This is a genomic window from Sphingopyxis panaciterrae, assembly GCF_011762125.1.
In the GTDB taxonomy this organism is placed as follows: Bacteria; Pseudomonadota; Alphaproteobacteria; order Sphingomonadales; family Sphingomonadaceae; genus Sphingopyxis; species Sphingopyxis panaciterrae.
Map to the genome: position 1 here is coordinate 242,004 of NZ_JAASQN010000002.1, position 15,332 is coordinate 257,335.

Below are 15,332 nucleotides of genomic sequence, written 5' to 3' on the forward strand. Positions count from 1 at the left end.
TCACACAGGTTAAGTTTGCAAATTCACCGCCGATTTTAGCGGCGCTCGTCGCAGCCCGGCGCCAGCGCGCCTGCCTTCGCGCCGCGATCAGATCATCAGATCTACCAGATCGGATATCGTCGTGGTGGCAAAGCCGATCGCGCTGTCGGAGATGCCGTAAGGAATGAACAGCTCGTCGCCGACGGTCAGCGCGCCGCAGGTATAAACGACATTGGGGACATAGCCTTCGCGGTCGCTTTCCGCCGCCGTCAGGATCGGGCACGCGGTCCGGCCAAGCACGTGCGACGGGTCATCGCGATCGAGCAGCGCGGCGCCGAGGCTGTATTTCCGCATCGCGCCGACGCCATGGGTCAGCAAAATCCACCCCGCGCCGCATTCGATCGGGCTGCCGCAATTGCCCATCTGGACGAACTCCCACGGGAAGGCGGGGCTGAGCAGCGGCCGCCCTTCATCGTCCCAGTCGGTCAGCGTGTCCGACGACAGCAAGGTGATATTCTTGCCATCCTGCCGGCCAATCATCAGATAGCGCCCGCCGATCTTGCGCGGGAACAGCGCCATACCCTTGTTGCGCGCCGCGCGCCCCGACAGCGGATCGAGGCAGAAGCTGGTGAAATCGCGCGTCCGCAGCAATTCGGACCGGATCGCGTGCCCCGAATAGGCGGTATAGGTCCCCAGATACTCGCGGCTGCCGTCGTCGTGGGTAAACTGGACGAGCCGCAAGTCCTCCAGCCCGTTGCGCTGCGCCTCGGTCATCGGGAACAACACGCTGTTCGAAATCGCACTACCCGGCTGGCGATGCACCAGCGTTGCATCGTCAGGTTCCAGATGGTGCCGATCGTCGGGGACCGCCGCCATCGCCGGCCCCGATTGCGGCCACAGGCTGAAATCGCCGTCGGGGCCGATGATCCCCTCGCGAAACGCGACGGAGCTGATATGTCCCTCGCCCACCGCGCGCATCGACATCACGAATCGCAGCTGCTTCGGCCCAAGCCCGCTCTGATCGGGATGCGGCACGACGCTCGGGTTCATCAACGCAGCGGCGGCATAGCTGTATTCGTGGCAGAAATAGGCGCCGATCAGGCGCCGCTTGACCGGCGAGACATCCGTCTCGTCGAGTTCCAGATCCTCAGCAATCTCGGCAAATCGCCCGTCGAAAATGCGGCCGATCTGCCAGTGGCGTTCCGAAAAATCCTTCCAGACCAGATCGAGCTCGACCTCCGCCTGCTCCTCATCAAGGCGCAATATGTCGGCCACCAGCTGCGCCGCGCGCGACGGCTCCGACACGCTCGCCTGCCAGGCGAGATGGAACGGTCGCAGCACCACCCGCGATGGGTCGGCAGTCAGTTTTTCACGCAGGATACGCAGCGGCGAATGATCAGGTCTGCAAATCAGCATGGGCGATTTCGACATCCTCTCTGGCGCCCCCCGACCAGAATAGGGTGTCCATCATTTGATAGGCAAGGTGAAATGCCAGCGTCGACTCGGCCCCGACGTTCGAATTGACGCCTTGCGGGGTCAGCCCGTCGCAACAGCGTCCCGTGCGCACCGATGCCAGCGGGACGCCGCGGTCGTTCGCGCCAAGGAACCAGCGGTAGGCGGCTTCGGCATATTCCCGCCACATCTTGGCGCCGGTCTTCTCGAACGCCGCCCCGCACGCGCCGATTGTCGCCCAGGCTTCGAGCGGCTGCTGGTCGAAGGGCAGCGTTTCGCCAGCCAGACCGAAGCCTTGGGAGCCTATGGCGCGGAAATGGCCGCCCGCAGCAGTCTGGCGGTCGCAGAGCCACTCGAGCATCCGCAGCCCCTTGCCGGACCAGTCAGCGCGGTCGCATCGGGCGCCCGCCCTGATCAACGCCTCGGGCAATCGCGCATTGTCATAGGCGAGCATCGGCTCGAACCAGTCCCACCCGGCGGTCTCGCCGGGGCTGGCCAGTCCATCCAGAAATGCCCCGCCCGTTTCGACCAGCGCGCGCGCGACCATATCGTCGGGGAAACGCGCCAGCAGTTCCTCCGCCCCGAGCGTTGCAAAGGCGATAGCGCGCGGACTTCTCACGTTCGCAAAACCCTCGCCCGCCCGACCGAACCAGCGGCGCCCCCATTCTCTCAATTCGTGCGAACGGGCATGCGCCGCGCAATGACCGAGTGCCCAGATCGCCCGCCCGTTGCTGTCGTCGGAGCCCCGCTCTTCCAGCCAACGCCGGTCGTAACCCATGAAATTGCGAAACCCTCGCACCTCATCGTTCCACGCATGCTGGATGAAACTGGCGAAGCGGAGCAGCTGCGCGTCGGTGGACGGGCCTTTTTCCATGCCGTTGAACAGCATCAGGGCGCGGGCATTGTCGTCGACGCAATAGCCGTGCGCGCGATCGGGAACGATCCCGCACCCATGCTGCAATATGCCGACATCGTCACACATCGCCCCGACACCATCGAGCGATGGGGCCGCCCGCCCGGCCTTGGAGGTGTATCTCGCACCGGCAACGACCTCGCCAACCAGTATCGCGCTTTGCCGGATAATCTCCGGCCACGCGGTACGACGGCCGCGATCATAGGCGCGCGCCTGCAGTGCGCGCCGGTCGTCGGGCGACGCCAGCAGGGCGAGCACGGCGGCGGCGATCGCGTCGCTGCTGCCCCGCGGAACCAATATGCCGACGTCGTCCGCAAGCAGCTCGCGCGCATGAATGAACGGCGTCGACACGACCGCCCGCCCCAGCGCGACGGCATAAGCAAGCGTGCCCGACGTCACCTGCGCCAGGTTCGGGTAAGGCGCGAGATAGATGTCGCAGATTTCGATCTGGTCGAGCAGTTCGGCGGTATCGAGGAAGCGATTCTCCCATGTGACGTTCGCGCCGACGCCCAGCTCTTCGGCCAGCGCCTTCAAGCTTTCGCGATAGGCTTCGCCCTCCGCCGCGACCAGATTGGGGTGCGTCGCCCCGACGATCCGGTAAAGGATATCGGGGTGCTCGGCCGCGATCACCGGAAGCGCGCGGATGGCGGTTTCCAGGCCCTTGCCTTGCCCCAGCAAGCCGAAGGTGGACAGCACCGGACGGGCGCCGATCGCCAATGTCTCGCGTAGCGGCGAATGCGCCACGAAATCCCGGACCGGCGTGCCATGTTCGATCAGCGTCACCGCGTCCGGCCCCGCCCCATAAATGTCGATCAGCGTTCGCCGCCCGAATTCGCTCATCACGATCAGACGCGACGCATGCGCGACGATATGGTCCATCACCCCCCGCTGGGCATCGCTCGGTTCGGCAAGCACGGTGTGAAACGTCACGATCAGCGGGACCGCGATCCGGTCGACAAGGTCGAGGATCAGCTCGCCCGCCGTGCCGCCGAAAATCCCGAACTCGTGCTGAAGCCAAACCGCATCGGCGCCGCTCCGTTCGATTGCCGCTGCCGCGTCGCGATATGACGCGCGATCCGCCGCGTCGATGTGCGCCGCAATCGCCGGGTCGCTGCCGGGTGATGCATCGGCGCGCATCGCATAGACATCGACCCCGATCTCGGGATTTTCGTGCGCGAGGTGATCATAGATATCGGCGGTATAGGTCGCGATGCCGCATTGGCGCGGCCGGAAACAGCCGATCAATGCGATGCGGGGCCCCGCCAGGCGCGGTGTGTCGGCAAGAGCCGCTCCGATATGAACATCCTCTTCGGGAAAGCGCGGGAGAAACTTGTCTTCAAAGTCATATTTCATGGCCAGCCTCTTTTTCCGTTGCGGAACGTGCCTGCCTTGGTCGGCGCCTCGGCACTTTGCGCCTCATCTTCTCCCTAAAAACATCACCGCTGGCCGCGCGCTATGCCGTCCGCCATCGGTTTTCCTTCGATGTAGAAGGAGCGGCTGGCCCGCCCATGATGACGGGCCCAGCCTGACACATTGACCCCTGGCGCGCTGCCGGGTTCCCTCCTGCTGCGACGGTCCGGCTGTTTTTCGCCGCGACTTCAACATAGGTTATGATGATCGGCGGTACCCACGCCTGATGGCGCAACCGGCGCGGGCGCCTTGCGTTGCCTTTGCATGACCCCGATCGATTTTCCCTCATGACCCCGCGCTGGCCCTCGATCCTCTGGGTCGTCCGCCATGGCCAGAGCGCGGGCAATGTCGCGCGCGATGCCGCCGATGCCGCACGCGCTCATCGCATCGCGCTCGACCACCGCGACGTCGATGTCCCGCTGTCCGACCTCGGCAGCGAACAATCGCGCGCGCTCGGCGAATGGTTTGGCGCGGGCGAAGAGAACGGCCGGCCCGAGGTCATGCTGGCGTCGCCCTATCTCCGCGCGGTCCAGACCGCCGAAATATTCCGGGATGCTGGCGGCTGCGCGCCCGACGAGCGCATCTGCATCGACGAACGGCTTCGCGAAAAGGAATTCGGCATCCTCGACGGCCTCACCCGGTTCGGGATCGAGGCGGCGCATCCCGAACAGGCCGAATTTCGCAGCCTGCTGGGCAAATTCTATCACCGTCCGCCGGGCGGCGAGAGCTGGTGCGACGTCATTCTCCGGCTTCGTTCGCTGCTCGATACGGTGTCGCTCCATTATGGCGGGCGCCGCGTGATGATCGTCGCGCACCAGGTGGTCGTGCTCTGCCTGCGCACGATCATCGAAAATCTTGGCGAAAAGGAGATTCTCGCCATCGACAAGGAAGGCGACGTCGCCAATTGCGCGATCACCGAATATCGCTTCGACCCCGCCGCCGGCCGCGACGGCAACCTGCTCCTTGCGCGCTATAATGTTACCGCGCCGATGAAGGGCGAGGTTCCCGTCACCCGCGAACCCGATGCGATGGTCGCCGCACGTGGCTGATCCGGCCGCGCTCGACACCGGCTGGCTGAAGGCGCATCCGCTTCCCGCGCACGCCGACGACATCGACAAGAATGACCGCGGCAAACTGCTCGTGATCGGCGGATCGCGCCGCGTCCCGGGTGGCATCGGCCTGACGGCGGAAGCGGCCTTTCGCGCCGGCGCAGGCAAGGTGACGATCGCGACCATCGCCGCGGCCGCGATTCCGCTCGGCCTCGCCTTTCCCGAATGCGCGGTGCTGGCGCTCGGCGAAACCGCGGAGGGGGAGATTGCCGCCAATCCGCCCGGCGCACTTCTCGCCGAGCTCGCATCCTACGACGCGCTGATCATCGGCCCGGCGATGACCGACGATACGGCCGCCGACGCCCTGCTAGCGCAGTTGCTTCCCGCGCTTCCCGACCGGATGTTTCTTTTGGTCGATGCGGCGGCCCTGCGGGCGGCGGGCAATCATCGGGAGACGCTGTCGCAGCGCGGCGCCCGCACCGTCTTCACGCCGCATCAGGGCGAACTCGCCGCGATGCTGGGGATCGGGAAGGCCGCTGTCGACGCCGATCCGCTCGCCGCGCTCGAAACCGCAGCCGAACGTTTCGGCGGCGCCGTGATGGTAAAGGGCGCGACGAGCCACATCCGGGCGGGCGATGCCTGCCTCGCCTATGCCGGCGGCGGCATCGGCCTTGCAACCGGCGGCTCAGGCGACGTGCTCGCGGGGTTGATCGGCGCGCTCGGGGCGCAGGGGCTGGCACCGCTGCAAGCCGCCGCATGGGGAACCTGGCTCCACGGTGAGGCGGGCCGCCGCCTTTCGGAAACCATGGGTCCGATCGGCTTCCTGGCGCGCGAGCTTCCCGCGCTGGTTCCGGGCCTGATGCGCGGCGTCTGACGCAGAGGGAATGGCAAAAGGCCCCGCCTTGCGGCGGAGCCTTCCGGTCTCATGAGCATATGGCTACGCTGAAGAGACGAGCCCAACAGGGCCGTTCCGGTTCGTGCGGAACGGCTGGAGTATCGCGATGATATGGCAGATCCGGCGGCCGTCAACCGCGTCAGGCGTCAATCGCGGGCGGTTTATTCGGCGAATATGATCTGCATCAAGATTGCGGAAAACTCCGCCCCGCCGCGCTAAGGAATCCGGTCCTCGATCGCATAGTGGATCGGCTTGAAGCTGCCGCCGCAGCTGTCATAGGCCGAACAGGCGGTCAGCCCGATGACGAGATCGTCGAGCGCGCGCAGCCGGATATGATCGCCCGCTACGGTGCCGGGCTTCTCTACCCGGATCCGCCCCTGCGCATCCACCGGAACATTCATGAAGATGTTGAAGGCGACCGGAATCGCGTCTGGCTCGACACCAAAGGGTGCGAGCGCCGCGGCGAGATTGCCGAAGCAGCCGCGATGGACCGGCTTGTCGGCATAAAAATGGCGAAAGGTCGCCTCGCTGCACGGGGTGAGCAGAAAATCATGCGTCCCGACGCTATCCTCGATGATTTCGAGCAGCGGATGGGAGCGGTTCGACCACAGCCGATTGCCGGCCGTCAGCCGGATCGTCTCCTCATAATCGAAGGTCCGCCCGTTCGAGAGCATTTCGCACGGATCGCCCTGCCGGCACGCGATCAGATCGCTTACCTGCCCGCCTTCTGGATCGATGACGCGCAATATCTCGCCCTTGCCCAAGACGAACGCCGTGCCGCTGCGCGGTGGAATCTCGCGGATCATCCGGTGTCTCGCGGATCGCGAAAGGGACAGACCCATTCCTCGCCGACCAGCCGTCCGCTATATTGCGCGGCCTCGCTCGCCTCGCCGTGCCGCGCAAGCATCGGGTTGATGCTGCCCGCCAGCTTCGCATCGCGATCGAGGATCCGTTCGCGCATCCTTTCGTAACGCCCTTCGGCGCGAAGCTGCTCGAACTGGTCGTGCAGGTTGAAGACGAGCACCGGCCGCGAAAAGCGCCGCGCCGGACGCGAGGCACGCGGATGCAGGCCGACGACGAAAAACGCTTCACCGCCAAAGCTCAGCGAGAAATGCGGATTATCGGGATCGGCGCAGACCCGCGGATCATGCGGCAGCCCTTTCCACGCATCCTTGTCGCTGAGCGACTGGACACGGTCCCACAGCGCCGCCTCGAATTCCCGTTCGTCGAGGTCGCCAGGGCCATCGAAAATCACCGCCAGGCTTCGCAATCCCGACGGGTCGCGGCGATAGGCGGCCGCCCATTCGAGCAGCTCGCGATGAATGTCGAGGTCATTCCACCCGCTGGTGAGGTCGCGCGCCGGAACGATCTTCAGGCACCCGCTCGCCAAGGCGGCCTTCGCCCCCACGCATGGGAAATCCGGCGCGGTGATGAAGTCGGAAAAGGCGTCGGCGACAGGCGAAGCGGATCGGGGCGGCGGAAAGGCTTTCATGGAGCAGACAACTTCCGACAAGCCGAAAGGCTTCATCGCGCCTCCTAATGCAGATCATGATTCCACACTTTTTCCCGGCGCTATGCTCCCTCACCGGCGGCCAGCGCCGCCAGAACCGCTGCCGAAGCCTTGACGCGCCGTTCGCGCCGCGGGCCTTCGACCGAAACCAGCCCGAAGCGCTGGCCATAGCCGAGCATCCATTCGAAATTGTCGAGCAGCGACCAATATAGATAGCCGCGCACGTCGGCGCCCCCAGCCATCGCCCGCCGCACCCCCGCCACCGCGGCGGCGATGAATATGCCGCGGCGCGCATCGTCCCCGCCGACATAGCCGTTTTCGGTGACGATGATCGGCACGTCCCAGCGACCGGCGATCCATTCGCATACCGCGCCGATCGCCTCGGGCCGGTCTTCCCAGCCCATCGTCGTCGCGACCGATCCGGGATAGAGCCCGACGCTGCCGTCGGCGCGGCTCGTCATCCGTGAATAGGTCTGGACCCCAACGAAATCATCCTCGCGCGCGGCGTCGAGGAACGGCGCATAATAGGTTTCGCGACGGCGGTCGCGGAACGCTTCGCCGCCGGGTTCGGCATCCTCCTCGGAAATGGCGAGCGTCATGCCGACCGCCACGCCCGGCCGTTCGGCACGGACCGCGGCGCGCGCGGCGCGATGCGCGGCGAGACCGTTGCCGAAAATCACCTCCTCATCGACATGGAGAAAGAAGGCTGACAGCGGCGCGCCGAGCACGCGCTCCGCCGCCGCGCGCTGCTCGGCGGTCGCGCGTCCGCGAAAATAGGGCGCCGCGATCGCCGGCAGATTAAGCTCGTTGATCGTGCAGACGAGCGCGATCCCGTCGAGCGCCCGGACGACGCGCGCCGCCTGCTCGGCAAAAAGCTGCGGAAATTCGGGTGCCGCCAAACCACCCAGCCGCGCCAGCCAGCGCGGCTGGGTGAAATGGTGGAGCGTCACCACCGGCGCGATGCCGCGCGACAGGCAGGCATCGGCCATGCGGCGATAATGGTCGAGTGCGGCCTCGGACACATGCCCCCGCTCGGGCTCGACCCGCGCCCATTCGACCGAAAAGCGATAGGCGTTGAGGCCAAGCCCCGCGACGATCGCGATATCCTCTGCATAGCGGTGATAATGATCGGCGGCGTCGCCCGACGGCTCGAGGAACAGCGACGGCTGCGCATGTTCGAGCGCCCAGCAGTCCGAATGGACATTATTCCCCTCGACCTGATGCGCCGCAGTTGCCGTCCCCCACAGGAAGCGCGGCGGCAATCGACCGGTCATGCGCGCGGATCGCGGCTGGAAAAGTTGAAGATATAGGCGCGGCGCGGCCGGTCCTTCGTGCGATTGCCCGACGTGAAATGCGGCGTCCCGTAATTATGCACCGTCGCGCCCCCCGCCTTCAGCGGGCAGGCGACCGCCGCATCGAGGTCGAGCGCCATTTCGGGATGGCGGATCGCCAGCAGGCGCTGGCTGTAATCGGCATCGCCGCCCGCGATATAATGGTCGAGCAGCGGGGCGCGATGCGCGCCGGGGACGAAATGCATGCAGCCGTTTTCCGCATCGACATCGTCGAGCGCGACCCAGAATTGCACATATTCGTCAAAGGGGATCGGCGTACCGGCCGGCGTGAAGGGCATCTGGGCGTAACTATAATCCTGATGCCATGGCGTCGTCGCAAGCTGGCCCGGTTCCTTATAGATCAGCATGTCGAACACCTGCTTCGGCTCGGGAACTCCCAGCAGCGCGCGCGCGATGTCGCGCGCCGCGTCGAGCGCCGGATTGTCGCGAAAGACGGGATGATAGGCCGAAGGAATCATGATCTGGCGCGTCGTCAGCCCAAGCGGATTGTCGGTCGCGCTCACGTCGATCTCGCCCGCGAGCATCGCGTCATAAACCCGCGCTATGTCCCCGATCGCTTCCGCATCGGCCAGCGCGGGGATCGCAAGGAACCCGTCGCGCCGGAAACCCTCGACATCGATCTGCTGCATCGCTCTTCCTTTTTCGCGGCGTCCCGGAACGGTCCCGCCTCGCTCTATTTAGATTAAATCGAACCATTGACAAAATACAATATTCGGTCGAATCTGACGCATATTAAAAATAACGATAAATTTTCTGGGAGAGGGACATATGCCGAAAATACGGTCGATTCTTGCCTGCACGGCCGCGATACCGCTGTGCCTCGCAGCCGCACCCGCGATGGCGCAGGACCAGCCCGAAACCGCCGCGCGCGACGATTCGACGATCGTCGTCACCGCCCAGAAACGCGAGGAGCGGCTGCAGGATGTGCCGGTGTCGATCGCGGTGATCGGCGGCGATACGCTGGACGATCTCAAGCTCAACGCCTCGACCGACCTGCAATATATCGTCCCCGGCCTCGTCTCTCCGGCGCAGTCGGGACCGCGCAACTTCGGCTTCTTCATCCGCGGCGTCGGCACCAACACCTTCAGTTCGGAAACGATCGAGCCCAGCACCGCCTATGTCATCGACGGCGTCGTGATGGGCCAGAGCGGCGCGACCCTCGTCGACCTGCCCGATATCGAGCGGATCGAGATACTGCGCGGGCCGCAGAGCACCTTGTTCGGCAAGAATGCCAGCGCGGGCGTGATCAACATCGTCACCCGCCGCCCCTCGGACACGCTGACCTTTCGCGCCGGGGTCAGCCTCGGTTCGCCCGACAATGATCTGCATGCCTATGGCTATGTGTCGGGGCCGCTCGCCGACAGCTTGCGTTTCTCGGTCTCGGCGCGGCGCAGCTACCGCGAGGGCTATATCCACAACGAGCCCGACGGCCGCCGCCTCAACGATCGCGACGAATTTGGTTTCCGCGGCAAGCTGGAATATGAACCCTCGTCGGCGGTGCGCGCGACATTGACCGGCGACTATTGGGAAAGCAATTCCAACTGTTGCATCTGGACCGTCCAGCGCTTTCCCGACCCCGCTTTTCGCTATCCGTGGGAAAATACGACCGTCGGCATCATCGGCGACGACCTGGGCCGCGAAAACCAGAAACAGTCGATCAACGGCGACGTCTTCACCCATGCCAAAAGCTACGGCGCCTCGCTCCAGCTCGACTGGGACATCGGCGGCGGCCACACGCTGACCTCGATCAGCGCCTGGCGCGGGTTCGAAACCGTCGACGGGCTCGATTCGGACTCGTCGACCGACAATTTCCTCGACATCAACTATGGCGACCACAAACAGCGCCAAGTCTCGCAGGAATTGCGCATCGCGTCGCCGGCCGGCGGCTTCGTCGATTATGTCGCGGGCCTCTATTATTTCCGCCAGACCGTCGACAGCTACACCAACCAGCTGTTCCCGACGCTCTTCTTCCTCCCCTTCTTCAACCGCGAGGTCGATGTCGACGTCGCGACGCGCAACATGGCGGTGTTCGGACAGGCGAATTTCAACTTCACCGACCAGTTGACGCTGACTCTCGGCGGCCGCTGGCTCAACGAAAAGCAGCGCGTCGACAAGGCACGGCTCGACACGCTGACGCTGGCGACCGACAGCGCGAGCGTCAGCGGCAGCGACGACGCACTGACCTGGCGCGCCGCGCTCCAGTATAAATTCACCCCTGACATCATGGGCTTCGCGTCGGTGACGCGCGGTTACAAGGGCGGCGGTTTCGACAGCAATATCGCGGTAAAGGCGCTGCTTCCGGTCGGTCCCGAACGCCCGACCAGCTATGAAGTCGGCCTGCGCACCGCATTCCCCGACGCCGGCCTGACCTTCAACCTCACCGGCTATTATGCCGACATCAAAGGATATCAGACCGCCAGCCGCGACCCGATCGCGCTGACCTTCCCGCTCACCAACGGCGATGCGAAGACGCGCGGGTTCGAGGCGGAGCTGAGCTGGCGCCCGATCCGCGACGCCGACCTGTTTCTCAGCGCCGGGGTGGCCTACACCAAGGCCAAATGGGGCGATTTTCCGGGCGCGCCCTGCGCGGGGGGCCAGACGCAAGCGCAGGGCTGCATCGGCGGGGTCCAGGACCTGACCGGCATGCCGCTGCCCTTCGCGCCCAAATGGGCCTATAATGTCGGCCTCGACTATGCGCAGCCGGTCGGCGGTTCGCTGAAGCTCAGCACCAGCGTCAATTTCAACTATCGTTCGAAACAGGTGATCGGCTTTCCCAACTATGTCGATGTGAACGAGCCCGGCTATGGCCTGCTCGCCGCGACCATCGGCATCGGGGCGGCGAACGACGCATGGAAGCTTTCGGTGTTCGGCAAGAATCTGACCGACGAGAATTTCCGCACCTTCGCCTTCAACAACACCAACGGCACGCTCAACCAGTATCGCGTCTATGAATCGCGCCGGATCATCGGCGCGGCGCTCGATGTCGCATTCTGAACCGGCGAACACGAACGACGGCAGCGCGGCGGCGCCGCGGCTGCTCGCCGGCATCAGCTTCCTGACGCCGGCCGAGCTGCCCGAATGGTCGGAAGGGCCGCGGGGTGACCGCGCCGCCATCTACGCCGCGGTCAAGGCGGCGGGCTATGAAGCGATTCAGACGCTCGAACCGCAAGCGGCGATCGACGCGGGACTGATCCCGACGGGGCTGATGCGCATCTTCGACGATGTCGACCAGATGGCCGACGCCGCGATGAAGTGGCACGACGCGGGCTGCGACTGTTCGACCGTCCAGCTCGGCACCGGGCTGGAAAGCGACCGGGAGATGCTGCGGCTTGCCGAGGCGATGCTCGATATTTCGGCGGCGCTCGATCATCCCATCTATCTCGAAACGCACCGCGCGACGATGACGCAGGATATCCGGCGCACGCTCGACCTGATCAAGGAACTGCCCGAACTGCGCTTCAACGGCGATTTCGGCCATTGGTACATCGGGCACGAACTGACCTATGGCGACATGGATATGAAGTTCGACGCGATGCGCCCGGTGTTCGAACGCACCCGCTTCATGCACCTGCGCGTCTCGTCGAACGCCTTCGGCCAACTGACCGCGAGCGACCCCGCCGAAGCACGCCATCTCGACTATTACCGCCGCATGTGGACCGCGAGCTTTGCGGGCTTCCTGCGCGATTCCGCGCCGGGCGACTATTTCGCCGTCCACCCCGAATTGTTGCCGGCGCGGGCCTTCTATCCCAAGATGGTGCCCGGCCCCGACGGGGCAATGCGCGAGGAGAGCGATCGATGGACCGAGTCCGCCTTTTTGATCGAAGTCGCGCGCCAATGTTTCGCCGAAGCCCAAGCAGCCGTGTGCATCGCGACCTGATGCGCATTGGCCTGGCCGTGATCGCCGCCGCCTTGCTGATCCCGTCCGCGCATGCCCGCTCGCTCGCGGGCGAGGCGGTGGCGCTGACCGCCCCGGCCGGCACGCTCGAAGGCCGCGCTCACAATGGCGTCGAAGGCTTCGCGGGCATCCCCTATGCCGCACCGCCCGTCGGCGACCTGCGCTGGCGCCCGCCCGCCCCCGCGACGCGCTGGACCGGAACGCGCGCCGCCGCCGAATTCGGCAACGACTGCCCGCAGGTCCGTTTCGACGGCGATGCGGCGCCCTCGACCCAACCGATGAGCGAGGATTGCCTCTACCTCAACCTCTGGCGCCCCGCCAAAGCCGCGCGCAAGCTGCCGGTGATGGTGTACATCCACGGCGGCGCCTTCGTCGCCGGATCGGCGGCATCGCCGACGCTCGACGGCGCGAACCTCGCGCGGCGCGGCGCGGTCGTCGTCAATTTCAACTACCGCCTCGGCCGCTTCGGCTTCTTCGCGCACCCTGCATTGACCGCCGAAGCGGGCGGCACGCCACACGCCAATTTCGCCTTCCTTGACATGATCACGGCGCTGCACTGGGTCCGCGCGAACGCCGCGGCCTTTGGCGGCGATCCCGGAAATATCACCATCTTTGGCGAGTCCGCCGGCGGGGCGGCGGTGGACTTCCTGATGGCCTCGCCGCTCGGCGAGGGGCTGTTCCACAAGGCGATCGTCCAGTCCGGCGCCAACCGCGAACCCTATGCCCGCCTGTCGACCGACCGCCCGACGCGCATTTCGGGCGAGAAGGCGGGCACGGCCTTCGCCGCCAGGGCCGGATTGACAGCGCCCGACGCCGCCGCCTTGCGCGCGCTGCCCGCCGATGCGGTGCAGGGTCAGCTCGCAATGTGGGACATGCAGGCCGACCGCTTCAACGGCCCGATCATCGACGGACAGAGCGTCCTCGCCGACCCGATCGATCGCTTCACCGCCGGCAATGTCCCAAAAATCCCCTTCATCGTCGGCACCACCGGCGCCGAACTCAGCGAAGAACCCTTTGCGTCCGCGATGATGGATTATCTGAAAAGCCAGCTCGGCGAAGCCGACCTTGCCGAGTTCCGCCGGGCCTATGGCGATCCCCTGCCCCCCGCCCTGATCGACGATTATTTCTTCAACGAAGCCGCGCGCGGTTACGCCCGCATCATGCGCGATCATGGTGCACCCGCGTGGCGCTATATCTTCGATCATGTTGCAGAAACCGACCGCGCAAAGCGGAAGGGCGCAGGCCATGCGAGCGAACTCGCCTATCTGTTCGGCAACCTGCCCGCCTCCGCCGGGCCGTCGGACCGTACAGCGGCGCGACTGATGGGCGATTATTGGGTCAATTTTGCCAAGCATGGCGACCCGGACGGACGCGGCCTGCTCCACTGGCCGCAGGTCGACCGCAAGGACAATCTGCTGCGCATCCACGCCGGATCGGCGGCAATCGATCAGGATAGCGACGCCCCGCGCCTCGACGCCGTCGAACGCACCGCGAACACCCGCCGCGCCACGGAGAAGACAAAGCCATGAGCCAGCACCGGCTGAGTACCGCGAAGAAGATCGGCTTCACCCTCGGCGACTATGCCAGCAATATCTATTGGCAGAGCGTCTCGATCTTCCTGCTCTTTTTCTACACCGACGCGGTCGGCATTCCGGCGGCGACGGCGGGGCTCATCTATATGGTCGCGTCGATCATCGACGCGCTGTCGGATCCGGTGATGGGCGCGATCGCTGACCGCACGCGCAGCCGCTGGGGCCGTTATCGTCCCTATATCCTCTTCGGCTGTGTCCCGCTCGGCCTCGCCTTCATCCTGCTCTACTGGCGCCCGGCCGTTTTCGAGGGGACGGCGCTGGTCCTCTGGATGCTGTTCACCCACATCGTCTTCCGCCTAGCCTATACCGTCGTCACCATCCCCTACACCTCGCTCAACGCGCGGCTCACCGACAACAGCGACGAACGCTCGACGATCGCCGGCTGGCGGATGATCTTCGGCGTCCTCGCGGCATTGACGATCATCTATTTCACCTTCCCGCTCGTCGCCCGCTTCGGCGGCAGCAGCGCGACCGAGGGTTTCACCTGGGCCGCCGCGGTCTTCGCGGTCGTCGCGACGCTGTTCTTCCCGCTCGTCTTCCGTATCACCCGCGAACCGCCTGAAACGCCCGGCAGCGAACCCCGGCTCAGCCTCGGCGGATATTGGCGCGCGCTCGCCCCGAACACCGCGTTCTGGGTGCTCATCGCCGCCACCGTCGCGGCGTTCGTCTGTTCGGTCGCGCTCGGCAAGTCGGTGCTCTATTATTTCAAATATGTGCTGAACGACGAACCCGCATCGCGAACCGCCCTTGTCGGCATGTCGGCGGTCGGGCTGATCGCCATCCCGATGTGGGTGTGGATAACCAAAGTGATCGGCAAGCGCGGCGCCTGGTTCGCGGGCACCGCCGTCGGCCTCACCCTGCTCACCATCTTCGCGGTCGGCGACTTCGGCACCCCGCTGGTGATGACCGTCTGGCTGCTGGTGTGGAGCCTTGGCACGCTCGGCATGGCGCTTACCTTCTGGTCGATGCTGCCCGATACCGTCGAATATGGCGAGTGGAAGACGGGACAGCGTACCGAAAGCTTCATCTTCGGCCTGTTCCAGTTCTTTCTGAAAGTCGCGCTGGGGGTCGGCGCCGGGCTGTTCGGCTGGCTCCTCGAACGCGTCGGCTATGTCGCCAATGCCCAGCAAAGCACCGAGACGATCGCCGGGATCAAGGACATCATGATCTGGCTGCCCGGCGCGGGCTTCGTCCTCGGCGGCATCGCGATGATCTTCTACCCGATCCGCAAGGGCACCCACGAAGCGATCGTCGCCGAGCTGGCGGCGCGCCGGAGCGCATAAAA

The 15,332-nt window shown here is 65.4% G+C and carries 12 protein-coding genes; 6 read left to right on the top strand and 6 right to left on the bottom strand.

Annotated features, from left to right (window positions below; translation table 11 throughout):
- Positions 1–87: 87 nt before the first annotated feature.
- Together FHR22_RS08845 and FHR22_RS08850 are read right to left on the bottom strand one after the other, a co-directional pair.
- Positions 88–1,410 (bottom strand): glycoside hydrolase family 130 protein, encoded by a 1,323-nt coding sequence (locus FHR22_RS08845; protein ID WP_243853623.1) that lies wholly within the window; start codon positions 1,408–1,410, stop codon positions 88–90.
- On the bottom strand, positions 1,376–3,697 hold the full coding sequence (locus FHR22_RS08850; protein ID WP_166941233.1) for a glycosyltransferase family 4 protein: 2,322 nt from the start codon (positions 3,695–3,697) through the stop codon (positions 1,376–1,378). The genes FHR22_RS08845 and FHR22_RS08850 overlap by 35 nt, the downstream gene beginning before the upstream one ends.
- 344 nt (positions 3,698–4,041) lie before the next feature.
- Here FHR22_RS08850 and FHR22_RS08855 point away from each other — a divergent pair, with 344 nt between their 5' ends.
- Both FHR22_RS08855 and FHR22_RS08860 read left to right on the top strand, forming a co-directional pair.
- Entirely contained in the window at positions 4,042–4,803 is a 762-nt protein-coding gene (locus FHR22_RS08855; protein WP_166941235.1) for a histidine phosphatase family protein, read from the top strand.
- A complete protein-coding gene (locus FHR22_RS08860) occupies positions 4,796–5,677 on the top strand; it encodes an NAD(P)H-hydrate dehydratase (protein WP_341786587.1) in 882 nt (293 codons plus the stop codon). Before FHR22_RS08855 ends, FHR22_RS08860 begins: the two co-directional genes overlap by 8 nt.
- Before the next feature lie 236 nt (positions 5,678–5,913).
- On the opposite strand, the gene FHR22_RS08865 is transcribed toward FHR22_RS08860, so the two are convergent.
- From FHR22_RS08865 to FHR22_RS08880, 4 genes are all read right to left on the bottom strand, one after another.
- The gene (locus FHR22_RS08865) at positions 5,914–6,504 is read right to left on the bottom strand and encodes a DUF1989 domain-containing protein (RefSeq protein ID WP_166941239.1); all 591 of its coding nucleotides are present in this window, start codon (positions 6,502–6,504) and stop codon (positions 5,914–5,916) included.
- Positions 6,501–7,190, bottom strand: coding sequence for a guanitoxin biosynthesis heme-dependent pre-guanitoxin N-hydroxylase GntA (gntA, locus tag FHR22_RS08870; protein WP_166942571.1), 690 nt, complete (start codon positions 7,188–7,190; stop codon positions 6,501–6,503). Before gntA ends, FHR22_RS08865 begins: the two co-directional genes overlap by 4 nt.
- An 80-nt stretch (positions 7,191–7,270) precedes the next feature.
- Positions 7,271–8,482, bottom strand: a complete 1,212-nt coding sequence (locus tag FHR22_RS08875; protein ID WP_166941241.1) for a family 1 glycosylhydrolase — start codon at positions 8,480–8,482, stop codon at positions 7,271–7,273.
- Positions 8,479–9,189, bottom strand: coding sequence for a phytanoyl-CoA dioxygenase family protein (locus tag FHR22_RS08880; protein WP_166941243.1), 711 nt, complete (start codon positions 9,187–9,189; stop codon positions 8,479–8,481). The genes FHR22_RS08875 and FHR22_RS08880 overlap by 4 nt, the downstream gene beginning before the upstream one ends.
- A 139-nt stretch (positions 9,190–9,328) precedes the next feature.
- On the opposite strand from FHR22_RS08880, the gene FHR22_RS08885 reads away from it, so the two are divergent.
- Genes FHR22_RS08885 through FHR22_RS08900 form a run of 4 tightly spaced genes read left to right on the top strand, consistent with a single transcriptional unit; the run spans position 9,329 to position 15,330 of the window.
- Positions 9,329–11,554 (top strand): TonB-dependent receptor, encoded by a 2,226-nt coding sequence (locus FHR22_RS08885; RefSeq protein WP_166941245.1) that lies wholly within the window; start codon positions 9,329–9,331, stop codon positions 11,552–11,554.
- Positions 11,541–12,437, top strand: a complete 897-nt coding sequence (locus FHR22_RS08890; protein WP_166941247.1) for a hypothetical protein — start codon at positions 11,541–11,543, stop codon at positions 12,435–12,437. The genes FHR22_RS08885 and FHR22_RS08890 overlap by 14 nt, the downstream gene beginning before the upstream one ends.
- The gene (locus tag FHR22_RS08895) at positions 12,437–13,984 is read left to right on the top strand and encodes a carboxylesterase/lipase family protein (protein ID WP_166941249.1); all 1,548 of its coding nucleotides are present in this window, start codon (positions 12,437–12,439) and stop codon (positions 13,982–13,984) included. The genes FHR22_RS08890 and FHR22_RS08895 overlap by 1 nt, the downstream gene beginning before the upstream one ends.
- The gene (locus tag FHR22_RS08900) at positions 13,981–15,330 is read left to right on the top strand and encodes an MFS transporter (protein ID WP_166941251.1); all 1,350 of its coding nucleotides are present in this window, start codon (positions 13,981–13,983) and stop codon (positions 15,328–15,330) included. Before FHR22_RS08895 ends, FHR22_RS08900 begins: the two co-directional genes overlap by 4 nt.
- The last annotated feature ends 2 nt before the right edge of the window (positions 15,331–15,332 follow it).

Coding starts and splice junctions, on each gene's coding strand:
- FHR22_RS08845 (WP_243853623.1), bottom strand. CDS start 1,410: ATGTCGAAATCGCCCATGCTGATTTGCAGACCTGATCATTCGCCGCTG.
- FHR22_RS08895 (WP_166941249.1), top strand. CDS start 12,437: ATGCGCATTGGCCTGGCCGTGATCGCCGCCGCCTTGCTGATCCCGTCC.
- FHR22_RS08880 (WP_166941243.1), bottom strand. CDS start 9,189: ATGCAGCAGATCGATGTCGAGGGTTTCCGGCGCGACGGGTTCCTTGCG.
- FHR22_RS08875 (WP_166941241.1), bottom strand. CDS start 8,482: ATGACCGGTCGATTGCCGCCGCGCTTCCTGTGGGGGACGGCAACTGCG.
- FHR22_RS08890 (WP_166941247.1), top strand. CDS start 11,541: ATGTCGCATTCTGAACCGGCGAACACGAACGACGGCAGCGCGGCGGCG.
- FHR22_RS08885 (WP_166941245.1), top strand. CDS start 9,329: ATGCCGAAAATACGGTCGATTCTTGCCTGCACGGCCGCGATACCGCTG.
- FHR22_RS08865 (WP_166941239.1), bottom strand. CDS start 6,504: ATGATCCGCGAGATTCCACCGCGCAGCGGCACGGCGTTCGTCTTGGGC.
- FHR22_RS08900 (WP_166941251.1), top strand. CDS start 13,981: ATGAGCCAGCACCGGCTGAGTACCGCGAAGAAGATCGGCTTCACCCTC.
- FHR22_RS08850 (WP_166941233.1), bottom strand. CDS start 3,697: ATGAAATATGACTTTGAAGACAAGTTTCTCCCGCGCTTTCCCGAAGAG.
- FHR22_RS08855 (WP_166941235.1), top strand. CDS start 4,042: ATGACCCCGCGCTGGCCCTCGATCCTCTGGGTCGTCCGCCATGGCCAG.
- gntA (WP_166942571.1), bottom strand. CDS start 7,190: ATGAAAGCCTTTCCGCCGCCCCGATCCGCTTCGCCTGTCGCCGACGCC.